Here is a 23742-nt window from a genome sequence, read left to right on the forward strand (position 1 = left end):
CCGGCCCGCCCGCGCATCGTCGACCCCGAGCGCAACTGGTTCCGCGCCCGCGGCGAAGGCAACGCCTATCTGCCCTGGTGGGGCCTGCGCCGCGACGCGGACTGGTCCCGCTACACCCAGGGGTTCTCGGATTGAAGGGGGCGGGCGCTGGGTGCGGAAACCTGCGCTCGGTGGCGCGATACGGCCTCGATACCTGAACACGCCCCCGCAGGCGCGATCTGGCTGCCGCAACCCGGAATCCGCCGGATACCCGATCAGCGCTCCCGCCTGAGTTGACGCACGCAACGTCTTGTCGCGCTTAAGCGGAATCTGAGTGGTTTCGGGTTGGACTTGCAGCCGTCCAGCAAAAACTTGAAAGGCCGTAGGTTTTTGTCGAACGCCTCCAAACAGGACGTGCGGTGTTTCAAGTCAGACTTGGAAAGTGCCCGCTTTGAGTTGAGCGATCGCAAGTTGGTCCTGGAAAAGTTCAAGTCTGCGATTGAAGGTTTCAGGTTTCGGCTCGGCGCGTCCAGGTTTGTGAGCGAATCGCGCCCGCCAGGGCGTGCTCAGTCCCGAGGGGCGAGGAGCTGGGCCAGTTCGACGGCGGAGCGCACGCCCATTTTCTCGAACACCCGCGAGCGGTGTACCTCGACCGTACGCATCGAGATGTTCAGTTCGTCGGCGATCACCTTGTTGAACTTGCCGGCCAGCACCAGCTGCATGACCTCCTGCTCCCGCGGGGTGAGCTGGGCGAGGCGAGTGGCGACGCTGGCCTGTGTTTCCTGGTTGAGCTGGTGTCGCGCGTTGCTGGCGAGGGCGCGGATCACCACATCCACCAGGGCGTTGTCGTCCACCGGTTTTTCGAGGAAGTCGAAGGCGCCTTTCTTGAGGGCGCCGACGGCCATCGGCACGTCGCCGTGGCCGGTGAGGAAGATCACCGGCAGGGTGTTGCCCCGCTCGAGCAGGGCGTCGAAGCATTCGAGACCGCTCATCTCGCGCATCCGGATGTCGAGCACGATGCAGCCCTGCCAGTCGGGCTGCCAGGCGGCGAGAAAGTCCTCGGCCGAGGGCCAGGCGCGGGCCGCCACGTTGCGGGTGCGGAACAACCAGCCGAGGGCGTCGCGGATGGCTTCGTCGTCGTCGACGATGTGGGCGAGGGGTGGGCTCATGGGGCGTGAACGGGGAGCGAGAAGTTGAAAATCGTACCACCGCCGGGGCGGGCCTCGAAGCTGAGGCGGCCGCGGTGCAACTCGGCGATGGAGCGGCAGATGTTGAGGCCCATGCCCATGCCCTCTTCCTTGGTGGTGAAGAAGGGGGCGAAGAGTTTTTCGGCGACTTCAGGCGGGATGCCCTTGCCCCGGTCGGCCACGCTGAAGACGAGCAGGCCATCCTGCTCGCGGGTGACGAGCTGCAGGCGCCGCTCGCCGCGGGGCGTGTCGGCCATGGCGTCCATGCCGTTGCGAATGAGGTTGACCGCCACCTGCTCGATCATCACCGGGTCGGCGAGCACGCCGGGCAGGGGTTCGGTGAGTTCCAGGTCGATGCTCACCCCGCGCCGCACGGCGTCGGGTTCGACCAGGCCGACGGCCTCGCGAATGATGGCGTCCAGATCCACCGTCTCGAACTTGGGTTCGCTGCGCCGCACGAAGGCGTGCACCCGGCGGATGATCTGGCCGGCGCGCTGGGCCTGCTTGCCGATCTTCTGCAGGATGCCGGTGAGTTCGCCCTCGGCGAGCTGGCCGTGCTCGATGAGGTTGAGGCAGCCGGTGTTGTAGCTGGAGATGGCGGCCAGGGGCTGGTTGAGCTCGTGGGCGAGGGTGGAGGCCATCTCGCCCATGGTGACGAGGCGGGCGGTGGCCTGCAGGCGTTCCTGCTGCTGGCGGGCGAGTTCCTGGGTGCGTTTCTGCTCGGTGACGTCCACCATCGAGCCCATCCAGCCGATCTGCCTGCCGTCGGCGTCGATCAGCGGGGCTTCGATCAGCAGCGCGTCGAAGCGCTCGCCGCTGCGGCGCATCAGGCGGATCTCGACGCCCTGGGGCGGCGCGTTGCCGCCGAGGATCATCTGGTGCACCTCGTAGGTGCGGTCGAGGCTTTCGGGGGCCCAGTAGGGCATCGGCGGCACCAGGCCGACGAGTTCTTCGGCACGCCAGCCCACCATCCGGCAGAAGGCGGGATTGACGTAGGTGATGCGGCCGTTCATGTCGCGGGCGCGCATGCCGGTGTTGAGGGAGTCTTCCATCGCCTTGCGGAAGGCGTGCTCGCTGCGCAGGGCCTGTTCGGCGGCCTGACGGCGCAGCATGTGGCGGCGCAACTGCCACAGGCTCCAGACGATGGCGGCGGCGAGCACGGCGAGCGAGCCCATGAGCAGCAGCGAGATCCAGCGCACCTCGGATTTGTAGGCGGTGATGACCAGGTTGAGGCCGCGCCCGGGGGGCTCGAAGGGAATTTCGTAGGACAAGGTGGACAGCGGCGAAACCTTGGAGCGGGCGGCGATCTCGACGCCCAGATTGTTGGTGACCGAGACCCGGTAGCGCTCGGAGAACCACCAGGGCACCTGCCGGGCGAGCATGTCGTTGACCGAATACACGCCGACCACCGAGCCGAGATGGCGACCGCCCTCGAAGATCGGCACGTGGACTTCGAAGTGGGTCTGGTTGTCAATAACGGCGTAGGCCTCGCTGTAGACCGGGCGGCCCATCGAGGTGGACAGGCGCCAGGCGGCCGAGGAGGGAAAGGTGCCGGCGGCCTCGCCGACCAGGTGCGAGTCGGTGTAGGGCGGCTCGGCGCCGCGCACCTTGCCGTGGGTGTCGAGCCACAGGATGCGGATCATCCCGCTCTCGGGATCGAGCGCGCGTTTGAGGCGGGCTTCGGTGGTGGTGCCGTGGCGCGGCCTGGCCAGCAGTTCGGGTCCGAGCTGGGTAAGCAGGCCGTTGTTGCGCTCGAACTGGAAGGAGAGGTTCTGCTCCATCCACAGCACGTCGTTGATGAGGGTGGCGCGTTCCTCCTCGGCGTCCTGGCGATGGGTGAGCCACAGCAGGGCGGCCATCGTGGCGATGAACAGGGCGACCGCGGCGTAGGGCAGGCTCCAGTACCAGCGGGGCGGCGGGGTGGCGGCGGGGGTGGGCAAGGGGTTGGCGATCATGGTTGCGCAGCCTGTGTTATCGCCCGTCGGCGGGGCTTCGGCCATCCGCGCTTTCCCCACTGGGGATAGCCACAATTGAGACGGCAAAGGGGCTTGCCCGGAAACGGGCACGTTCGCGAGGCCGCCGGGACGGCTTGCGGATGCGTATTATTAGGAGACTTTTATAAAGGAGACAACGATGAAGCGTCGCGCCGCCCTGTTGAGTCTTGCAGCCCTGGGTCTTGCCGGTTTTTCCGGCCTGAGCGCCGCCCAGGGGCCGATCGTCATCAAGTTCAGCCACGTGGTGGCCGCCGACACGCCGAAGGGCAAGGCTTCGGAGTTTTTCAAGAAGCGCGCCGAGGAGCTGACCCGTGGCCGGGTGAAGGTCGAGGTGTTCGCCAACAGCGCGCTGTACAAAGATAAGGAGGAGCTCGAGGCGCTCCAGCTGGGCGCGGTGCAGATGCTGGCGCCTTCGCTCGCCAAGTTCGGGCCGCTGGGGGTGAAGGAGTTCGAAGTGTTCGATCTGCCCTACATCTTCGACGATTACACCGAGCTGCACCGGGTGACCCAGGGGCCGGTGGGCGCGGGCATCCTCAAGAAACTGGAGTCAAAGGGCATCGTCGGGCTGGGCTACTGGGACAACGGCTTCAAGTCGTTCTCGGCCAACACGCCGATCCGCACCCCGGCCGACCTGAAGGGCAAGAAGCTGCGCATCCAGTCGTCGAAAGTGCTCGAGGAGGAGGTGCGTGCCCTGGGCGGTCTGCCGCAGGTGATGGCATTCTCGGAGGTGTACCAGGCGCTGCAGACCGGTGTGGTGGACGGCACCGAGAATCCCCACTCCAACATGTACACCCAGAAGATGCACGAGGTGCAGAAGTACCTCACCCTGACCGACCACGGCTACCTGGGCTACGCGGTGATCGCCAACAAGAAGTTCTGGGACGGCCTGCCGGGCGACGTGCGCGGCCAACTCGAACAGGCGATGAAGGAGGCTACCGCCTACGCCAACAAGATCGCCCAGGAGGAAAACGACAAATCCCTCGAGGCGATCCGGAAGTCCGGCAAGACGCAGGTCTATACCCCGACCAAGGACGAGAAGCTGGCCTTCAAGAAGGCACTGGTGCCGGTGCACCAGAAGATGGAAGGCCGCATCGGCCGCGATCTGATTCAGTCGATCTACAAGGAAACCGGCTTCGATCCCACCAAGCTGTGATGTCCTCGCCCGCCGTCGATCCCGGTGGCGGGCGCCGGTCCGGGTTTCCCGCAGCGCAGGCTGCATGTGTCGGTGAGGTTGGAGCGCCATGAAGATTCTCGATCGTCTGGAGGAGGGGATCATCACGCTGCTGATGGGCGGCGCGACGCTGATCATCTTCCTGTCCGTCATCCACCGCTATCTGGCCGGACTGAGCATTCCCGGCCTGCAGGACTGGTTGCTGTCGCTCAATTTCAGCTGGGCGCAGGAGTTGTGCATCATCCTGTTCGTCTGGATGGCCAAGTTCGGCGCGGCCTACGGCGTGCGCACCGGCATCCACGTGGGCGTCGATGTGCTCATCAATCGCCTGTCGGACCGCAACCGGGCCCGTTTCATCGTGTTCGGCCTGCTGGCCGGCGCGCTGTTCACCGGCGTGGTGGCGACGCTGGGCGCGCACTTCGTGTGGGAGAACGGCGCGCACTACGCGTTGCTGCACGTCACCGGCGCCGACCTCGGCGAGGTGCCGGAAGGTCCGACCACGCCCGATCTCGAATGGCCGACCTGGATGGTCTACAGCGCGATTCCCCTGGGATCGAGCCTGATGTGCTTCCGCTTCCTGCAGGTGGCATGGCGCTTCGTGCGTAGCGGCGAGCTGCCCCATCACGATCACGGCCACGTGGATGGGCTGGACGCGCCGCTGCCGGTGGATGCCGACGTCTACGGCCTCGACGACAACCTGCATCTGCGCGACCTGAAGCACGCTCCGCGCGACGATCGACAGGGAGGCCGGCCATGAACGCGGCGATCATCTTCGGCGTGCTGCTGGTCCTGATGCTGACCGGCATGCCGATCTCCATTTCCCTCGGCCTCACGGTGCTTACCTTCCTCTTCGCGATGACCGAGGTGCCGCTCGAATCGGTGGCGCTCAAACTGTTCACCGGGATCGAGAAGTTCGAGATCATGGCCATCCCGTTCTTCATCCTGGCGGGCAACTTCCTCACCCATGGCGGGGTGGCGCGGCGGATGATCCATTTCGCCACCGCGATGGTCGGCCACTGGCATGGCGGTCTCGGCCTCGCTGGCGTGCTGGCCTGCGCGCTGTTCGCCGCGGTGTCGGGCTCGTCGCCGGCGACGGTGGTGGCGATCGGCTCGATCCTGCTGCCGGCGATGGTGCGTGCGGGCTTTCCGAACCGCTTCGGCGCCGGCATCATCACCACCGCCGGGGCGCTGGGCATCCTGATTCCGCCGTCGATCGTGATGGTGATGTATTCGGTGGCCACCAACACCTCGGTCGGCGCGCTGTTCATGGCCGGCGTGGTGCCCGGGCTGGCGCTGGCCCTGTTGCTCGGCGGGGTCACCTGGTATCGCGCCCGTCACTTCGATTACCCGCGCCAGCCGAGAGCGTCGATGGGGGCGCGGATCAAGGCCTTCCGGGATTCAGTCTGGGGGCTGCTGCTCATCGTGGTGGTGATGGGCGGGATCTACACCGGCATCTTCACCCCCACCGAGGCCGCGGCGATGAGCGCGGTGTACGCCTTCATCGTGGCGGTGTTCGTGTATCGCGACATGCCGCTCTCCGACGTGCCGAAGGTGCTGCTGAACTCCGCCAACATGTCGGCGATGCTGCTCTACATCATCACCAACGCGGTCTTGTTCTCCTTCATCATGACCAACGAGGGCATTCCCCAGGCGCTGGCCGACTGGATGCTGGGCAACGGGCTCGGCCCGATCGCCTTTCTGCTGGCGGTGAATGTGCTGCTGCTGCTCGCCGGCAACTTCATGGAACCCTCGTCGATCGTCCTGATCTTCGCGCCGATCCTGTTCCCGGTGGCGATTAAGCTGGGCATCGATCCGGTTCACTTCGGCATCATCATGGTGGTGAACATGGAAGTGGGCATGTGTCACCCGCCGGTGGGGCTCAACCTGTACGTGGCGTCGGGGATCACCCGGATGGGCATCACCGAGCTCACCGTGGCGGTGTGGCCGTGGTTGCTGTCGATGCTCGCCTTTCTCGGTCTCGTTACCTACTGGCCAGCGTTGTCGCTGTGGTTTCCGCGGATGCTCGGGGTGCTGTGAGCGCCGCCGACGCGGGCGGGCGATGGCGGTGCGAGGGGGCGACGTTTTGTCGCGCTTTCGCACCGAATCGCCCGGGCCGGTTTGGATTGCCGGCGCTTTGTGATAAAACGGCGTGTTTTCCGCGGCCATCCCCGGTCGCGAGTCGTCTGCGAGGCCCGCGTTGTCCCAGTCGTTGCCCCCCTCCACGCCGTCGTCCGCTCCCCCGCCCCCCGAACACGACTGCTATCACTGCGGTCTGCCGATTCCCGCCGACGTCGATCTGCCCGTGGATATCGACGGCGAGCGACATCAGATGTGCTGCACCGGCTGTCAGGCGGTTGCCCAGTCGATCGTCAGCAGCGGCCTGATCGACTACTATCGCCGTCGCGACGCGATGCCCGAGCAGGCGCGCGAAGCGATGCCGGACGAGCTGAAGGACCTCGACCTCTTCGATCACCCGGATTTCCAGCAAGGCTTCGTCAAGCCCATCGGCGAGCACGAGCGCGAAGCGGCGCTGATCCTCGAGGGCATCACCTGCGCCGCGTGCATCTGGCTCAACGAGCAGCACGTGGCCCACCAGCCTGGCGTCACCGCTGTCGACATCAACTACGCCACCCGCCGCGCCCGGGTGCGCTGGGATGAGCGCAAGATCAAGCTCTCCGACATCCTCGCGGCGATCCAGGCCATCGGCTACCGGGCTTATCCCTACGACGCAGCGCGCTCCGAGCAGATTTCCGAGCGCGAACGGCGCTCGGCCCTGTGGCGGCTGTTCGTCGCCGGCTTCGGCATGATGCAGGTAATGATGTACGCCTTCCCGGCCTATATCGCCGACGGCGACATGACCGCCGACATTGAGGCGATGATGCGCTGGGCGAGCCTGATCCTCACCGCGCCGGTGGTGCTCTATTCCGCCGCGCCTTTCTTCAGCCACGCCTGGCGCGACGTCAAGCTGCGTCGGCTGGGCATGGATGTGCCGGTGGCGCTGGGCGTCGGCGCGGCATTCGTCGCGAGCTGCTGGGCCACTTTCATCGGTCACGGCGAGGTCTACTTCGACTCGGTGACGATGTTCGTGTTCTTCCTGCTGTGTGGCCGTTACGTCGAGATGCTGGCGCGCCAGAGGGCCGTGCGTGGCGTTGAGGAGCTCGGCAAGGCCCTGCCGGCGTTCGCCGAGCGGCTGGCCGCCTGGCCCGCGCCGGACGGCGAGAAGGTGCCGGTGTCGCAGCTGCAGGTCGGCGACGTGATCCGTGTCAAGCCCGGCGAGACCCTGCCTGCCGACGGCATCGTCGCCGACGGGGAGAGCGACGCCAACGAGGCGCTGCTCACCGGCGAGAGCCGTCCGGTGCCCAAGCGCCCGGGTTCGCCGGTTACCGGCGGCAGCGTGAACATCGGCAGCCCGCTGTGCGTGCGCGTCACCCGCACCGGCGAGCACACCCGCCTCGCGGCGATCCGTCAGTTGATGGAGCGCGCCTCGGCCGAGAAACCCCGCGTCGTCCAGCAGGCCGACCGGATCGCCGCCTACTTCATCGTCGCGCTGCTGGTGCTGGCGTGCATCACGGCCGTCTGGTGGTGGTGGCACGACCCCGAGCGGGCGCTGTGGGTGTTCGTCTCGGTGCTGGTGGTGAGCTGCCCCTGCGCGCTGTCGCTCGCCACGCCCGTGGCCCTCACCGTGGCCACCGACGCGCTGGCGCGGATGGGCGTGCTCGTCACCCGCGGCCACGCCATCGAAGCCCTGGCCCGGGCCGACCATTTCGTCTTCGACAAGACCGGCACGCTCACCTACGGCGAGATGCGCGTCGAGGCGGTGCGCTTGCTCGGCGGCGCCGACGAGGCCGACGTGCTGCGTCTGGCCGCGGGCCTCGAGCAGGGCTCGGAGCACGCCATCGCCGCAGCCCTGCGTCAGCGTGCCGGCGATGCGCCGGTGGCGGCCTTCGCCGGTCTCGCGGCAACGACCGGGCAGGGCGTCGCCGCGACGCTCGACGGCGTCGCCTACCGGATCGGCCGGCCGGCCTTCGTCGCCGCGCTGGTCGGTACGCCCGAGCCCGAGGCCCTGCGCGCCGACGAGCGTTCCGGGCGCACGGTGATCGCCCTCGGTTCGTCGGCTGGCTGGCTGGCGGGATTCGCCCTGACGGACGGCCTGCGCGAGGATTGCCCGGCGGCGCTGGCGTCGCTGCGCGCGAAAGGCATCGACTTGTCGATCTTCAGCGGCGACACGCCGGCCACGGTCGAGGAACTGGCTCGCCGCCTCGATGTCTCCCACGCCCTCGGCGGCATGACACCGGAGGGCAAGCACGCCGCGCTGTCGGCGCTGCAAAAGGACGGCGCCCTGGTGGCGATGGTCGGCGACGGCGTCAACGACGCACCGGTGCTCGCCCAGGCCCAGGTGTCGGTGGCGATGGGCGGAGGCACCGATCTCGCCCGCAACCAGGCCGACATCGTGCTGCTGTCCGGGCGGTTGGCCTCGCTGGCCGACGGGCTGGACCTGTCGCGTCGGGCGCTCACGATCATCCGCCAGAACCTGTGGTGGTCCTTCGCCTACAATTTCACCGCCGTACCCCTTGCCATGTTCGGGCTCGTGACGCCCTGGATGGCCGGTATCGGCATGTCGGCGAGCTCGCTCCTCGTCGTCCTCAACGCCTTGCGCCTGCAGCGCCGGCTTCGCTGAGATCGGATCATGGAAAGCCTTTACCTGCTCATTCCCCTGTCGGTCGTCCTGGTGTTCCTGATCGGCCTGATTTTCTGGTGGTCGGTCCGCAGCGGACAGTTCGACGATCTCGAAGGGCCGGGCTATCGGGTGGTCATCGACGACGACGACCCGCCCAGCAAGGCGTCTGGCGGCGAGGCACCGAAAAAGCCGTGAGCGCCCTTCGTCGATCCCCCTTCTACTTGAAGGGTTTTTGATTCAAATCAAGTTTTGCCCCCCGATCCTCACGCATACTTCGCGCCAGGTTGAAGACGCGAGTGCGAGCAAGAACGAGCGTCTTCCAGGCAGAAATGCCTGTGACTCAAGTCTCTCTGTTGGGGTTGGGGGTGCGCGATGCGCACCCTTTTTTTTGCCTGATCCCGTCTTCGAGGGCATTCCGCCCGACATCCCGCCGCCTTGCCGTTCCGCGCATAACGCGCCTCTCCGTGCCGTGCCGCGGCCGAATTTTCCCTGCGCCGGCCGTTCGTCGCCGCCATCGAGCCGAAAAACGCCGATGCGACGCCTCAACCTGCTAAAATTCCAAGCTTTCGGTTTTTCGACCATCCTTTGTCTCACGGAGTCCTGACTCATGGCTATTGAACGCACCCTGTCCATCATCAAGCCCGATGCCGTCGCCAAGAACGTGATCGGCCAGATCTACGCCCGCTTCGAAGGCGCCGGCCTGAAGGTCATCGCCGCCAAGATGGCCCACCTCTCCGAGCGTGAAGCCGGCGAGTTCTACGCTGTCCACAAAGAGCGCCCCTTCTTCAAGGATCTGGTTTCCTTCATGACTTCCGGTCCGGTGATGATCCAGTGTCTGGAAGGCGAGAACGCCATCGCCAAGAACCGTGAGCTGATGGGCGCCACCGATCCGAAGAAGGCCGACAAGGGCACCATCCGCGCCGATTTCGCCGAGTCCATCGACGCCAACGCCGTGCACGGCTCCGACGCGCCCGAAACCGCTGCCGTGGAAGTCGCCTTCTTCTTCCCCGGCATGAACGTTTACAGCCGTTGATGATCTCTACCGGCGGGATGAAATCCCTTCTTCCCGCCGGTCTGGATGGAAACAAACGTGGTCAATCTTCTCGATTTCGATGCAGCAGCGCTCACCGACTGGTTCGTCCAGCAGGGTGAGAAACCTTTTCGTGCCAAGCAGGTGCTCCGCTGGGTGCATCGTTTCGGCGCGACCGATTTCGAGCAGATGACCGACGTGGCCAAATCGCTGCGGGCCAAGCTCGCGGCGACGGCCTGCATCACGCCGCCGGTTCCTGTGCGCGACAGCATCTCGACCGACGGCACCCGCAAGTGGTTGCTCGACGTGGGCAACGCCAACGCGGTCGAGACGGTGTTCATTCCCGAGACCAACCGAGGCACCCTGTGCATCTCGTCCCAGGCCGGTTGTGCGCTCGACTGTGCCTTCTGCTCGACGGGCAAACAGGGCTTCAACCGCAACCTCAGTGCCGCCGAGATCATCGGCCAGCTGTGGCTCGCCAACCGCCTTCTGGGCGCCACCGGCGATGGCGAGCGCGTCATCAGCAACGTGGTGATGATGGGCATGGGCGAACCGCTCGCCAATTTCGACAACGTCGTGTCGGCCCTCAATCTGATGCTCGACGACAACGCCTACGGGCTCTCGCGCCGCCGCGTCACGGTTTCCACCTCGGGCATCGTCCCGGCGATGGACCGCCTGCGCGAAGCCTGCCCGACCGCCCTGGCTGTGTCGCTGCACGCCTCCAACGACGCCCTGCGCGACAAGCTGGTGCCGATCAACCAGAAGTACCCGCTCCGCGAGCTGATGGCAGCCTGCCAGCGTTACCTCGAGCGTGCGCCGCGCGACTTCATCACCTTCGAGTACGTGATGCTCGACGGCATCAACGATTCCGACGCCCATGCCCGTGAGCTCATCGCGCTCACCCGCGATGTGCCCTGCAAGTTCAACCTCATTCCGTTCAACCCCTTCCCGAACTCCGGCTTCGAGCGTTCGCCGGCGCCGCGCATCAAGCGCTTCGCCGAGATCCTCATCAATGCCGGCATCGTCACCACCACCCGCAAGACCCGCGGCGACGACGTGGATGCCGCCTGTGGCCAGCTCGCCGGCCAGGTGAAGGACAAGACCCGCCGCACGACCCGTATCGTGCCGATCGCCGGAGCCTGAACGTGAAACGAATCCTCACCGCCTTCGCCGCGGGCGCGCTGATCGCCGGTCTGTCGGGTTGCGCCGGCTCCCAGTTCGGCACGCCGGTGGCTTCGATCGAGCGTCCGGTTTCCGACCGGCCCACTGTCAATGACGCCCAGCGCAAGGCGCGGGTGCACGTCGAGCTGGGGCAGGCCTATCTTCAGGTCGCCCGCTACGGCGTCGCCCTCGACGAAGCGAAGGCCGCCGCCTACTACGATCCGGGTTACGCGCCGGCTTATCAGCTGATGGCGCTGGTTCACATGTATCTCGAAGAGAACACCGTGGCCGCTGCCAACTTCGAGCGGGCCCTGCAACTGGCGCCGGGCGACCCCGAAATCATGAACAGCTACGGCTGGTTCCTGTGCTCGACGGGCAAGGAGCAAGCCGGCATCGAGCAACTCAACACCGCCGCCCGCAATCCGTATTACCAGACGCCGACCCGTGCCCTGGCCAATGCCGGGCTGTGCTATCTGCGCCTGAAGAACGACACCGCAGCCGAAGCCAGCTTCCTGCGTGCGGCCGAGGCCGACAACGGCAACGTCCAGGCGATCTATCACCTGGCAGCCATCGCCTACCGGCGTGGCGCCTACGACGCGGCGAAACGTTATCTCGCCGCGCTTCATCAGGCCGGCGAGCCGTCCGCAGAGAGCCTCTGGCTGGCGGCGCGCACCGAACGCAAGCTCGGTGACCGCACGGCGGAGGCTTCCTTCGTCCAGCAACTGCGGCGCCGTTTCCCCGGCTCTCCCGAGTATCAGGCTTTCTTGCAAGGGCAGTATCAGTGACCGATCCCCAAGTCCAGCCGCAAATGTCCACCAGTGTCCCGTCGGATTCGTCCATCGCCGACACCCTGCGGCGCACCCGCGAGTCCCAGGGCCTCAGCATCGCCGAAGTGGCGAACTCCCTGAAGCTCAATTCCCGTCAGATCGAAGCGCTCGAATCCGGCCGGTTCGACGTGCTGCCCGGTGCCGCGTTCACCCGTGGCTTCCTGCGCAACTATGCGCGCCTGCTCAAGATTGATCCGGAGCCCCTGCTGGCCGGGCTGCAGTCGCCGGCGCGTAGCGAGACGGTCGAGCTGTCGCCGGCCTCGAACGCCCACGGCGACATGCCCCAGGTCGGGCGCGGCCGTTTCCGGCGCTCGGTGATTCCGGGCATGATCGCCGCCCTCGCGTTGTTCGGTCTGGTCGTCGCGGGGTGGTATTACGATACCCAGCGCAAGAAACCCACCGAAGACCTGGTCGCCGAAACGGCCCAGGCGCAGGCCGACAGCCAGGCGGCAGCCGCCGAGGCGGCCGCGGTTCCGCCCGCCGCTGGCGCTGATGCCGTGGCCCGACCCGACGCCGCGCCCGCATCGCAGGGGACCGAAGTCTCCCCGACGCCGGTAGTCGTGCCCGCCGAGTCCCAGCCCGCTCCGGCGCAGCCTGCGGCGCCCACCGCCCCCGAAGCAGTCGCGCCCGCGGCCACCGGTAACGACAAGCTCGTCTTCGAGTTCGCCGAGGATGCGTGGGTCGAGGTAAAGGACAAGAGCGGCAAGGCGATCTTCAGCAAGCTCGGCAAGGCCGGCTCCCGACAGGAAATCGAAGCAGCTGCGCCGTTGTCGGTGGTTGTCGGAAACGCCCGCGCAGTCAAGCTCGAGCGTAACGGCAAGGCGGTCGATTTCGGCCTCACGGGCAAGGCGACCATCGCCCGCCTCAAGTTCGAATGACAGGACGCATCATGGACCTTCTTCTTTCCGGGCGCGCCGCCGCCCGCCGCACGACGCGCCAGGTTAAAGTCGGTCGCGTGCTGATCGGCTCTGACGGCCCGGTCGTCGTGCAGTCGATGACCAATACCGACACCGCCGACGATTTCGCCACCACCATGCAGGTGGCGCAGCTGGCTCGGGCCGGCTCCGAGCTGGTGCGGATCACCGTCAACACCGACGAAGCCGCCAAGGCGGTGCCGAAAATCCGCGAAAAGCTGCTCCAGATGAACCTCGACGTTCCGCTGGTCGGCGACTTCCACTACAACGGGCACAAGCTGCTGGCCGATAACCCGGCCTGCGCCGAGGCGCTCGACAAGCTGCGCATCAACCCCGGTAACGTGGGGCAGGGTGCCAAGCGCGATACCCAGTTCGCCGCCATCGTCGAGATGGCCTGCAAGTACGACAAGCCGGTGCGCATCGGCGTGAACTGGGGCAGCCTCGATCAGTCGGTCATGGCCCGCATCATGGACGAGAACGCCAAGCGCGCGGTGCCCCGCGACGCGGGCGCGGTGATGCGCGAGGCGCTGGTCACGTCGGCCCTAGAATCGGCGATCAAGGCCGAGGAATACGGCCTGGCGGGCAACAAGATCATCCTGTCTGCGAAGGTCAGCAGCGTGCAGGATCTGATCGCCGTTTATCGCGATCTGGCCGCCCGCTGCGATTACCCGTTGCATCTCGGCCTGACCGAGGCCGGCATGGGTTCGAAGGGCATCGTCGGCTCCACTGCGGCGTTGGCCGTGCTGCTGCAGGAAGGCATCGGCGACACCATCCGTGTCTCGCTGACGCCCGAACCCAACGGTAGCCGCACCCAGGAAGTCATCGTGGCGCAGGAAATCCTGCAGACCATGGGTTTGCGGGCCTTCACGCCGATGGTGACGGCCTGTCCCGGTTGCGGACGCACGACCAGCACGTTGTTCCAGGAAATGGCGTCCGACGTGCAGAGCTACGTCCGCGACAACATGCCGATCTGGCGCGACCAGTTCGATGGTGTCGAGAACATGACCCTCGCGGTGATGGGCTGCATCGTCAATGGCCCGGGGGAGAGCAAGCATGCCAACATCGGCATCTCGCTGCCGGGTACCGGCGAGTCGCCAGCCGCGCCGGTCTTCGAGGATGGGGTCAAGACCCAGACCTTGCGCGGCGACAACATCACCAACGAGTTCAAGGCCATCATCGAGCGCTACGTGGCCCGCACCTATCCCCGCAAGGGCGTCGTGGCCTGAGCCGCGTTGCCCGTCAGAAGAACAAAAGGAATCATGAGCAAGACCCTCCAGGCCGTGCGCGGGATGAACGACATCCTGCCCGATGAGGCCGAAATCTGGGAGCAGTTCGAGGACATCGTCCGCGACTGGCTGCACAGCTACGGCTACCGCCCGATCCGCATGCCGATCGTCGAACCGACGCCGCTGTTCAAGCGCGCCATCGGCGAGGTGACCGATATCGTCGAGAAGGAGATGTATTCCTTCGAGGATGCCCTGAACGGCGAGCATCTCACCCTGCGCCCCGAAGGCACGGCGTCCTGCGTGCGTGCCGCGATCCAGCACAACCTGCTGTTCAGCCAGCCGCGCCGTCTTTACTATCACGGGCCGATGTTTCGCCACGAGCGTCCGCAGAAGGGGCGCTATCGTCAGTTCCACCAGATCGGCGTCGAGGCCCTCGGGTTCGACGGTCCCGACGTGGATGCCGAGCACATCCTGATGTGCGCGCGGTTGTGGGACGATCTGGGGCTGGAAGACGTCAAGCTCGAGATCAATTCCCTTGGGAGCAGCGAGGAGCGCGCAGCGCACCGCGCCGCGCTGATCACCTATCTCGAAGCGCACAAGGACAGCCTCGACGAGGACGGCCAGCGCCGCCTCTACAGCAATCCGCTGCGCATCCTCGACACCAAGAATCCCGATCTCCAGGGCATCGTCGAGGCAGCGCCGAAGCTGGCCGACTTTCTTGGTGAAGAATCGCTGAAGCACTTCGACGGCGTGCAGACCTTCCTGAAGGACGCCGGTTTGCCGTACCGCATCAACCATCGCTTGGTCCGCGGCCTCGACTACTACAACCGCACCGTGTTCGAATGGGTCACCAGCCGCCTGGGGGCTCAGGGTACGATCTGTGCCGGTGGGCGTTATGACGGCCTGGTGGCACAGCTAGGTGGCAAGCCTGCGCCGGCCGCCGGTTTTGCGATGGGCGTCGAGCGACTCCTCGCGCTGTGGCAGGAGTGCGGCGGCGAAGCCCAGCGGATGGTCCCCGACGTTTATCTCGTACACGCCGGCGAGGCCGCGCAACGCGCCGCCTTCCGGGTTGCCGAGGCGCTGCGCGGCACGGGTTTCGCGGTGACACTGCACTGCGGCGGCGGCAGCTTCAAGTCGCAGATGAAGAAAGCCGATGGCTCCGGCGCACCGTTCGCCGTGGTGATCGGCGACGACGAGGCCGCGGCCGGTGAAGTCAGCCTCAAGCCGCTGCGCGACGGTGGCGAACAGATTCGCGTTCCGATGGACGTGCTCCCCGAAACCCTGGCAGACCGCCTGATTGATGCGGAAGACGACGATGGCAGCATTTGACCTCGAAGAGCAGGAACAGATTTCCCAAATCAAGGGCTGGTGGGAACAGTACGGCAAGCTGGTAACCGGCGTTGCCGTCGCCGCTGCGCTGGCCTCTGTCGGCTGGCAGGGCTGGACCTGGTACAAGGGCAAGCAGACACTCGAGGCGTCGGCACTCTACGACCAGCTCCAGACAGCCGCTGCCGAGCACAACGCCCAGAAAGCCCGCGAAGTGGCCGGTGCGCTTATCGACAAGTATGGCGCTACCGCCTACGCCGATCTTGCCGCGCTGCTGTCGGCCAAGGTTCAGGTCGATGCCGGTGATCTGAAGAACGCCCGCGTGCCCTTGAGCTGGGCGGCCACCAAGGCCAACGACCCGGCGCTGCGCGACATCGCTCGCCTGCGTCTGGCTACCGTGATGTTCGACGAAAAAGCCTACGATGAAGCGCTGGCCCAGTTGCAGGCGCCGGTGGACGACAGCCTCACCGCACGTTTCGCCGATTTGAAGGGTGACGTGCTCGTCGCACAGGGAAAGAAAGACGATGCCCGCGCCGCCTACAAGTCGGTGATCGCGTCCCTCGAAACTGCCACCAAAGCTGAAGCCGTGACCCTGCGCGAGATCGTGCAGGCCAAGCTCGATGCTGTCGGGGGTGCGCAATGAAAGCCCGGCAGCTGGCGCTGACGGCCTTGGGCGCCTTGGCGCTTGGCGCCTGCAGTTCGCTTAATCCCTTCGCCAGCGGCGCGAAGCTGCCGGCACTCAAGCCCATCGCCAGCCCGATCCGCACGGCAGAGGACTGGCGCGTGCGCCTGGGCGATACGGGCGCGTTCGTGCTTCAGCCGGCCATCGTCGGCGGCGTGGTTTTTGCCGCCGGCAGTGACGAAGTGGCGCGGATCGAGAACGGCAAGGTCGTCTGGAGGACGGCGCTCAAGACCAAGATTTCCGGTGGCGTCGGCAGCGACGGCAATCGGGTGGTGGTGGGCACGCCGAAGGGTGAGGTGATCGCCCTCGATGCGACCACCGGGCAGATCGCCTGGCGCGGCAACGTCAACGCCGAGGTGCTTGCTGCGCCCGCCGTGTCAGACAGCCTGATCGTGGTGCGCAGCGCCGACAGCCGGTTGTTTGGTCTGGATCCGTCCGATGGGCGTCAGCGCTGGGTTTACCAGCGCGCCACACCGCCGCTTTCGCTGCGTAACGCGGCGGGTGTAGTGGTCGAGAGCAACGCCATCCTCGCGGGTTTTCCGGGTGGCAAGCTGGCCGCCATCAATCCTGGCAACGGCAGCCTGATGTGGGAAGGCACGGTTGCCGTGCCGCGTGGCGCGACCGAACTCGAGCGCATGGCCGACATTACCAGCTTGCCGGTGCTCGGCAGCCGCGCCACTTGCGCGGTGGCCTACCAGGGCCGTCTCGCGTGCTTCGACATGGCCAACGGCTCGACGCTGTGGACGCGAGACCTGTCGAGCTCGAAGGGGCTCGACCTGGACGAGCAACACGTCTACGTGACCGACGAGAAGGGCGCGGTAATGGCGCTCGACATCAGCAACGGCGCCAGCGCCTGGAAGCAGGATCAATTTGCCGGCCGCGGAACCGGACGACCCCGGGTGATCGGCGACAACGTGGTCGTCGGTGACGTCGAGGGCTACGTGCACGTCCTGCGCAAGGACGACGGCAGCGTCATCGGGCGTCAACGTCCGGCCTCCAGCCCCTTGCTCGCCGACCCGCAGCGCGCGCCGGGTGGCATCATCGTGCAGTCCCGCGACGGCAGCGTTGCGGCCGTCGGCATCCAATAACGGAGTCGCTCCCGCGTGAAACCGACCCTCGTCCTGGTTGGACGCCCCAATGTGGGCAAGTCCACCCTTTTCAACCGCCTCACCAAGACGCGCGATGCCCTCGTCGCCGATTTTCCCGGGCTGACCCGGGATCGGCGCTACGGCCTCGGGCGTGCCGCCGAGCGCGAATTTCTGGTCGTCGATACGGCCGGCTTCGATCCGGTGGCCAAGGAAGGCATCGTCCACGAAATGGCCAAGCAGGCCGAACAGGCGATCGCCGAAGCCGATGCGTTGCTCTTCATGGTCGACGCCCGCGCCGGCCTGACGCCGCACGACGAACAGATCGCGGCCCGTCTGCGCCGCGCCGGCCGTCCGACCTTCCTGGTCGTGAACAAGGCCGAGGGCATGAACCGCGCGATGGTCTCGGCCGAGTTCCATCGACTCGGCCTGGGCGATCCGCTGTGCATTTCTTCGGCTCACGGCGATAACGTCACGGCGCTGATGGAACTGGTGCTCGAGTCCTTTCCCGAAGATCCCGAAGACGACGAGCCGGCCGGGCGCGGCCCGCGGGTGGCCATCGTCGGCCGCCCCAATGTGGGCAAGTCGACCCTGGTCAACACGCTCATCGGCGAAGAGCGCGTCATCGCGTTCGACATGCCCGGCACCACGCGGGACGCCATCGAAGTGCCCTTCGAGCGCAATGGCCAGCATTACACGCTGATCGACACGGCGGGCCTGCGCAAGCGGGGCAAGGTCTTCGAGGCGGTCGAGAAGTTCTCGGTGATCAAGACGCTGCAGGCGGTCGAGCAGGCCAACGTGGTCGTGCTCGTCCTCGACGCCAGCCAGGAAATCTCCGATCAGGATGCCCATATCGCCGGTTTCGTAGTCGAGGCGGGGCGGGCACTGGTGGTGGCGATCAACAAGTGGGACAGTGTCGACGACTATCGCCGCCAGCGGATCAAGGAAGATATCGACCGCAAGCTGCCTTTCCTCGGCTTCGCGCGCTTCCTCTTTGTGTCGGCGCTCAAAGGGCAGGGCATCGTGCCGATGCTGAAGGCCGTCGATGGCGCCTACGCGGCGGCGATGACCAAGCTCGCGACCCCGAAGCTCACCCGCCTGTTGCTCGACGCGGTGCTCAAGCAGCAACCGCCGCGCCACGGGGGCTTCCGTCCGAAGATGCGCTATGCCCACCAGGGCGGCATGAATCCGCCGGTGATCGTGATCCACGGCAGTGCGCTCGATCATGTGCCTGCGTCATATACGCGTTTCCTGGAACGAACGTTCCAGGAGGCGTTCCGGCTGCAGGGAACGCCGCTGCGGATACAATTCAAGTCGTCCCACAATCCCTATGCCGAGCGGGATTGACGAACCGATTTCCACACCAAGACCGGGCGATGCGGTGTTCATGTGGCGCCGCAGCAAATCGCTCTATAATCATTCATAAAACTACAACCATAGAGGTTCTACCATGAGCAACAAGGGGCAACTCCTTCAAGACCCGTTCCTCAACGCCCTGCGGCGCGAACACGTGCCGGTTTCGATCTACCTCGTGAACGGGATCAAATTGCAGGGGCAGGTCGAGTCCTTCGACCAGTACGTCGTCCTGCTGAAGAACACCGTCACCCAGATGGTCTACAAGCATGCCATCTCCACCGTCGTGCCCGCTCGTCCCGTGAACATCCAGCAGGAACAGAACGAGGCCGCAAGCTGAGCTGCATGATTCAGCGGCCGCGATGCGGCCAGAATTTACAGCGGGGACGGCATGTTTGACCGGCCGGCCTCGGGTAATCGCGCGATCCTGGTGCAGGTAGACTTTGGCCAGGGCGGCATCGACGAACGGCTGGCTGAAGTTTCGCTGCTGGCCCAGAGTGCGGGTGCGAGTGTGGTCGGGATTGTCCAGGGGCGCCGGCAGGCGCCCGACCCCGCTCATTTCGTCGGCAAGGGCAAGGCCGAAGAAATCGGTCTCGTCGCGCAGATGAATGAGGCCGACATCGTCATCTTCAACCACGACATCACCGCCGCGCAGCAACGCAATCTCGAGCGCAAGCTCAACTGTCGGGTCATCGACCGTTCGGCGTTGATCCTCGACATTTTCGCCCTGCGCGCCAAGAGTCACGAGGGCAAGCTGCAGGTTGAACTGGCGCAGTTGCAGCATTTGTCCACCCGGCTCGTCCGCGGATGGACTCACCTGGAGCGCCAGAAGGGTGGCATTGGTCTGCGCGGTCCCGGCGAGAAGCAGCTCGAGACCGACCGCCGTCTGCTCGGTGAGCGGGTCAAGCTGCTGAAGGACCGCCTCGTCAAGCTCGAACGGCAGCGATCGGTGCGCCGTCGTGCGCGCGAGCGCCGCGATGTGCTCACGGTCTCGCTGGTGGGCTACACCAACGCCGGCAAGTCGACACTCTTCAATGCCCTGACGAAAGCGGGGGCCTACGCGGCCGATCAGCTGTTTGCCACGCTCGACACCACGTCCCGACGACTTTTTCTTGGCGAAGCGGGGAACATCGTGCTGTCCGACACGGTCGGATTCATTCGTGATCTGCCGCACTCGTTGGTCGCTGCCTTCCATGCGACCCTCGAGGAGACCGTGTCGGCCGATCTGTTGCTGCATGTGGTCGATTCTGCCAGCGAAGACCGCGAAGGTCAGATCGCGGCGGTGAACGGTGTGCTCGAGGAGATCGGGGCTGGTACGCTGCCGCAAATTCAGGTCTGGAACAAGATCGACGCGACCTTGGCGAGCCCGGAGGTCCAGCGGGACGCTTGTGGTAAGATCACGCGCGTTTTGCTCAGCGCCAGAACTGGCGAAGGGCTCGATTTGCTGCGCCAGGTCCTCGCCGACGTGGCGCTGGAACACAAGGCAGCGCTGGCTGCCGCCTCACAAACTCCGGACGCGGATTGACCGGCGTCGGCACGAATCATCCCGGAGCGGAATTTCACTGTGATCTCAGGCATCCTCATGTCTCTTAACGATCCCAAATGGGGCAATCGCGGCAACGGCGACAATCGTGGCGGCGACAACCAAGGTCCGCCCGACCTGGAAGAGCTTTGGCGCGACTTCAATCGTCGCCTCTCCGGCATGTTCGGTCGTAATCCCGGGCGCGGTGGCGGTTCGGGTGGCGACGACGGGGGCAGCCGGATGCCCGAGTTCAACTTCCGCCAGTTCGGTGGCGGTCTGGGGCTCGTGGCGGCGTTCGCCGCGGTGATCTGGCTGGCGAGCGGGTTTTACATCGTCGATGCCAGCCAGCGTGGCGTGGTGCTGCAGTTTGGCCGTTTTGTCGAGGCGACGGAGCCCGGCCTGCGCTGGCGTCTGCCGTACCCGATCCAGACCCATGAGCTGGTCAACCTGACCGGCGTGCGGACGGTAGAGATCGGCTATCGTGGTTCCGAGCGCAACAAGGTTCTCAAAGAGGCCTTGATGCTGACGGACGACGAGAACATCGTGAATATCCAGTTCGCGGTGCAATACATTCTCAAGGATCCGCAGCAGTATCTTTTCAACAACCGGAATGCCGATGATTCGGTGATCCAGGCGGCCGAAACCGCGGTGCGCGAGATTGTCGGCAAGAGCAAGATGGACTTCGTGCTCTACGAGGGGCGCGAGCAGGTGGCGGCGAACGCTCAGAAACTGACCCAGGACATCCTCGATCGCTACGCGACCGGCATTCAGGTCAGCAAGGTGACGATGCAGAATGCTCAGCCGCCCGAGCAGGTGCAAGCCGCGTTCGACGACGCCGTCAAGGCCGGCCAGGACCGCGAACGACAGAAGAACGAAGGTCAGGCCTATGCCAACGACGTGATCCCGCGCGCTCGCGGCGCGGCATCGCGTCTGCTCGAGGAAGCCGAGGCTCACAAGAGCCGCGTCGTCGCGCAGGCCGAAGGCGATGCTTCGCGTTTCAAGCAGATCTATGCCGAATACGCCAAGGCGCCCGAGGTGACGCGCCAGCGCATGTATCTCGACACCATGCAGCAAATTTTCTCGAATACCTCCAAGGTGCTGGTCGATGCCAAGGCGGGCAGCAACCTGCTGTACCTGCCGCTGGACAAGTTGATCCAGAGCACGGCGGTTCAGCCGGCTGCCGTGGCGGCCGAGCCGGCGGCGGTTACCCGTCCGGCCACGTCACCTTCTCCGTCGGACAGCGGTGTTGCGCCGCCTCGGGCGGATGCCTTGTCGGGCGAGACGCGTACGCGCGAATCCATGCGTAATCGTGAGCGGGGAGAGCGCTGATGCGTGAACGTCTACCATTTTTTGCCGGTCTCGGCCTGTTCGTCTTCGCCATCCTGTCGATGAGCTTGTTCACCGTCGATCAGCGGCAGTATGCGCTTGTCTTCCAGCTTGGCGAGGTCAAGGGGCAGATCAGCGAGCCGGGCCTGCATGGCAAGATCCCGCTGATCCAGAACGTCCGCTATTTCGACAAGCGCATCCTGACGCTGGATTCGTCCGAACCTGAGCGCTTCATCACTTCCGAGAAGAAGAACGTGCTCGTGGACCTGTTCGTGAAGTGGCGCATCGTCGATCCGAAGCTTTATTACATTTCGGTCGGTGGCGACGAAACCCGCGCCAAGACGCGTCTCGAGCAGACCGTAAACGCCGGTCTGCGCGAGGAGTTCGGCAAGCGCACGGTCCACGAGGTGGTGTCGGGCGAGCGCGACAAGATCATGGACGACATGCGCGTCAAGGCCGACCTGGATGCGCGCAAGATCGGCGTGCAGATCGTCGATGTGCGTCTCAAGCGGGTCGATCTGCCCACCGAGGTTTCCGAATCGGTCTATCGCCGCATGGAGGCGGAGCGCAAGCGGGTCGCCAACGAACTGCGTTCGCAGGGCGGTGCTGAGGCCGAAAAGATCAAGGCGGACGCCGACAAGCAGCGCGAAGTGATCATGGCCGAAGCCTATCGCGAGGCGCAGATCGCCAAGGGCGAGGGCGACGCGAAGGCGTCGGCGATCTACGCCCAGGCCTTCGGTCAGAGCCCCGAGTTCTTTGCCTTCTACCGCAGCCTCGAGGCCTATCGGAACAGCTTCAAGAACAAGTCCGACGTGCTGGTCGTCGAGCCGAATTCCGAGTTCTTCAAATACCTGAAATCTGCCGGCGGTCGCTCGGCGGCTGTGGCAGCCGAATCGACCAAGAGCGCCAAGAACGGGAAATAATGGGCCGTACGCTGATTCTCGCGTTCGCCTTGATGCTGGTTCTCGAAGGCATCATCCCGTTCGTCGCGCCGGCGACCTGGCGCGAAACCTTTGCCCGTCTGATCCGCCTGGCAGACGGGCAGATTCGTTTCGTCGGCCTGGGGTCGATGGTTCTTGGACTCCTCATCCTGATTGTTTTTTCCTGAGGCGCTTTGCCCATGTTGCGTTGGGTTCTCCCCGAATATATCCAGGACGCGCTGCCCGCCGAGGCGGCCAAGCTGGAAGATCTGCGCCGTCGTCTGCTCGATGCGTTCCGTCTGAATGGTTATCAGCTGGTGGCGCCGCCGCTGCTCGAATATCTCGAGTCGCTGCTCACTGGCGCCGGCCAGGACCTGAATCTCAAGACTCTCAAGCTCGTCGATCAGCTTTCAGGCAGGACGATGGGCGTGCGGGCCGACATCACGCCGCAGGTCGCGCGCATCGATGCCCACCTGCTCAACCGCAAGGGCGTGGCGCGCCTGTGCTACTGCGGGAGTGTCGCCCATGCGGTTCCGTCGTCGCTGACGGCGACCCGGGAGCCCTTGCAGCTCGGTGCCGAACTCTACGGCCACGCCGGTATCGAGGCTGACGCGGAAGTCATTCGACTGCTTGCCGAGACGCTGCAGATCGCCGGAGTCGGCACGTCGCGCATCGATCTGGGACACGTCGGCCTGTTCAAGGCGCTGGCCCAGAAGGCGGGGCTGCTGCCCGGTCGCGAGGAGGCCTTGTTCGATTGCCTGCAGGCGAAGGATCTGCCGGGGCTGCGCGATCTGCTCGGTGATGTCGCCGAGGACGTCCGGACGGCGCTGCTGGCGCTGCCGACCCTTTACGGCGGCACCGAGGTGCTGGCGCGGGCGCGGAAGATTCTCCCCGCGGACGTGGAGATCCAGCGTGCGCTCGACGATCTCGAGCAGCTTGCCACGCGACTTGCCGGTCTGCCGATCAGCTTCGATCTGGCCGATCTGCGCGGCTATCACTACCACAGTGGGGTGGTTTTCGCGGCCTATGGCGGCAAGTCCCCGGTGGCGCTGGCGCTGGGGGGGCGCTACGACAGCGTCGGCCGGGCGTTCGGGCGCGGGCGTCCGGCGACGGGGTTCAGCCTTGATCTGCGCGAGCTGGCCAGCCAGACGCCGGATCCGGCCGTGACCGGCGCGATCCTCGCGGCCGACGCTGGCGAGGACGGTTTTACGGAGGCGGTCGCGAAGCTGCGCGCCGCCGGTGAGAGTGTGATGATCGAATTGCCCGGCCATGATGGCACGTGGCGCGAGGCCGGGTGTGACCGGCGTCTGGTTCTGCGGGGCGGTGCCTGGCAGGTTGAACCGCTTCAGGGAGAGTAAAAA

General features: G+C 65.6%; 22 protein-coding genes. 20 read left to right on the forward strand and 2 right to left on the reverse strand.

Features of this window, described 5'->3' with window-relative positions:
* Positions 1-545: 545 nt before the first annotated feature.
* Together ACE3P2_RS07305 and ACE3P2_RS07310 are read right to left on the reverse strand one after the other, a co-directional pair.
* Positions 546-1148 (reverse strand): response regulator transcription factor, encoded by a 603-nt coding sequence (locus tag ACE3P2_RS07305; protein WP_374262784.1) that lies wholly within the window; start codon positions 1146-1148, stop codon positions 546-548.
* Positions 1145-3121 carry a sensor histidine kinase gene (locus tag ACE3P2_RS07310; RefSeq protein ID WP_374262786.1) on the reverse strand — a complete coding sequence of 659 codons (1977 nt, stop codon included), beginning with the start codon at positions 3119-3121 and terminating at the stop codon, positions 1145-1147. Before ACE3P2_RS07310 ends, ACE3P2_RS07305 begins: the two co-directional genes overlap by 4 nt.
* A gap of 178 nt (positions 3122-3299) precedes the next feature.
* On the opposite strand from ACE3P2_RS07310, the gene ACE3P2_RS07315 reads away from it, so the two are divergent.
* The 20 genes from ACE3P2_RS07315 to ACE3P2_RS07410 all read left to right on the forward strand — a co-directional run bounded on the left by ACE3P2_RS07315 (position 3300) and on the right by ACE3P2_RS07410 (position 23739).
* Positions 3300-4313 carry a TRAP transporter substrate-binding protein gene (locus ACE3P2_RS07315; RefSeq protein ID WP_374262789.1) on the forward strand — a complete coding sequence of 338 codons (1014 nt, stop codon included), beginning with the start codon at positions 3300-3302 and terminating at the stop codon, positions 4311-4313.
* A gap of 88 nt (positions 4314-4401) precedes the next feature.
* Entirely contained in the window at positions 4402-5088 is a 687-nt protein-coding gene (locus ACE3P2_RS07320; RefSeq protein WP_374262792.1) for a TRAP transporter small permease, read from the forward strand.
* Positions 5085-6368: a TRAP transporter large permease gene (locus ACE3P2_RS07325; protein WP_374262795.1), complete on the forward strand. Its 1284-nt coding sequence runs from the start codon at positions 5085-5087 to the stop codon at positions 6366-6368. Before ACE3P2_RS07320 ends, ACE3P2_RS07325 begins: the two co-directional genes overlap by 4 nt.
* Before the next feature lie 160 nt (positions 6369-6528).
* Positions 6529-9009: a heavy metal translocating P-type ATPase gene (locus ACE3P2_RS07330; protein WP_374262797.1), complete on the forward strand. Its 2481-nt coding sequence runs from the start codon at positions 6529-6531 to the stop codon at positions 9007-9009.
* 9 nt (positions 9010-9018) lie between these two features.
* Positions 9019-9204: a cbb3-type cytochrome oxidase assembly protein CcoS gene (gene ccoS / locus ACE3P2_RS07335; protein ID WP_374262800.1), complete on the forward strand. Its 186-nt coding sequence runs from the start codon at positions 9019-9021 to the stop codon at positions 9202-9204.
* A gap of 412 nt (positions 9205-9616) precedes the next feature.
* Positions 9617-10042 carry a nucleoside-diphosphate kinase gene (ndk, locus tag ACE3P2_RS07340; protein ID WP_153160961.1) on the forward strand — a complete coding sequence of 142 codons (426 nt, stop codon included), beginning with the start codon at positions 9617-9619 and terminating at the stop codon, positions 10040-10042.
* Positions 10043-10087: 45 nt separating this feature from the next.
* On the forward strand, positions 10088-11182 hold the full coding sequence (gene rlmN, locus ACE3P2_RS07345; RefSeq protein WP_374262803.1) for a 23S rRNA (adenine(2503)-C(2))-methyltransferase RlmN: 1095 nt from the start codon (positions 10088-10090) through the stop codon (positions 11180-11182).
* A 2-nt stretch (positions 11183-11184) separates the two neighbouring features.
* A complete protein-coding gene (gene pilW / locus ACE3P2_RS07350; protein ID WP_374262806.1) occupies positions 11185-11985 on the forward strand; it encodes a type IV pilus biogenesis/stability protein PilW in 801 nt (266 codons plus the stop codon).
* 23 nt (positions 11986-12008) lie between these two features.
* On the forward strand, positions 12009-12905 hold the full coding sequence (locus ACE3P2_RS07355; protein WP_374262809.1) for a helix-turn-helix domain-containing protein: 897 nt from the start codon (positions 12009-12011) through the stop codon (positions 12903-12905).
* An 11-nt stretch (positions 12906-12916) separates the two neighbouring features.
* The gene (gene ispG, locus ACE3P2_RS07360) at positions 12917-14167 is read left to right on the forward strand and encodes a flavodoxin-dependent (E)-4-hydroxy-3-methylbut-2-enyl-diphosphate synthase (protein ID WP_374262811.1); all 1251 of its coding nucleotides are present in this window, start codon (positions 12917-12919) and stop codon (positions 14165-14167) included.
* Between the two features lie 33 nt (positions 14168-14200).
* Positions 14201-15496 (forward strand): histidine--tRNA ligase, encoded by a 1296-nt coding sequence (gene hisS, locus ACE3P2_RS07365; protein ID WP_374262814.1) that lies wholly within the window; start codon positions 14201-14203, stop codon positions 15494-15496.
* Positions 15483-16136 (forward strand): YfgM family protein, encoded by a 654-nt coding sequence (locus tag ACE3P2_RS07370; RefSeq protein WP_374262817.1) that lies wholly within the window; start codon positions 15483-15485, stop codon positions 16134-16136. The genes hisS and ACE3P2_RS07370 overlap by 14 nt, the downstream gene beginning before the upstream one ends.
* Positions 16133-17263 carry an outer membrane protein assembly factor BamB gene (gene bamB / locus ACE3P2_RS07375; protein ID WP_374262819.1) on the forward strand — a complete coding sequence of 377 codons (1131 nt, stop codon included), beginning with the start codon at positions 16133-16135 and terminating at the stop codon, positions 17261-17263. The genes ACE3P2_RS07370 and bamB overlap by 4 nt, the downstream gene beginning before the upstream one ends.
* Before the next feature lie 15 nt (positions 17264-17278).
* Positions 17279-18607, forward strand: coding sequence for a ribosome biogenesis GTPase Der (gene der / locus ACE3P2_RS07380; protein WP_374262822.1), 1329 nt, complete (start codon positions 17279-17281; stop codon positions 18605-18607).
* Between the two features lie 103 nt (positions 18608-18710).
* Positions 18711-18953 carry an RNA chaperone Hfq gene (hfq, locus tag ACE3P2_RS07385; protein ID WP_079434940.1) on the forward strand — a complete coding sequence of 81 codons (243 nt, stop codon included), beginning with the start codon at positions 18711-18713 and terminating at the stop codon, positions 18951-18953.
* Between the two features lie 51 nt (positions 18954-19004).
* Positions 19005-20138 carry a GTPase HflX gene (hflX, locus tag ACE3P2_RS07390; RefSeq protein WP_374262825.1) on the forward strand — a complete coding sequence of 378 codons (1134 nt, stop codon included), beginning with the start codon at positions 19005-19007 and terminating at the stop codon, positions 20136-20138.
* 57 nt (positions 20139-20195) lie between these two features.
* Positions 20196-21464, forward strand: coding sequence for an FtsH protease activity modulator HflK (gene hflK / locus ACE3P2_RS07395; protein ID WP_374262828.1), 1269 nt, complete (start codon positions 20196-20198; stop codon positions 21462-21464).
* Positions 21464-22384, forward strand: coding sequence for a protease modulator HflC (gene hflC, locus ACE3P2_RS07400; RefSeq protein WP_374262830.1), 921 nt, complete (start codon positions 21464-21466; stop codon positions 22382-22384). Before hflK ends, hflC begins: the two co-directional genes overlap by 1 nt.
* On the forward strand, positions 22384-22569 hold the full coding sequence (locus tag ACE3P2_RS07405) for a DUF2065 domain-containing protein (RefSeq protein ID WP_374262832.1): 186 nt from the start codon (positions 22384-22386) through the stop codon (positions 22567-22569). The genes hflC and ACE3P2_RS07405 overlap by 1 nt, the downstream gene beginning before the upstream one ends.
* A gap of 12 nt (positions 22570-22581) precedes the next feature.
* On the forward strand, positions 22582-23739 hold the full coding sequence (locus tag ACE3P2_RS07410) for an ATP phosphoribosyltransferase regulatory subunit (RefSeq protein WP_374262835.1): 1158 nt from the start codon (positions 22582-22584) through the stop codon (positions 23737-23739).
* The last annotated feature ends 3 nt before the right edge of the window (positions 23740-23742 follow it).

Origin of the sequence: Zoogloea sp. (genome assembly GCF_041911615.1) — a bacterium.
In the GTDB taxonomy this organism is placed as follows: domain Bacteria; phylum Pseudomonadota; class Gammaproteobacteria; order Burkholderiales; family Rhodocyclaceae; genus Zoogloea.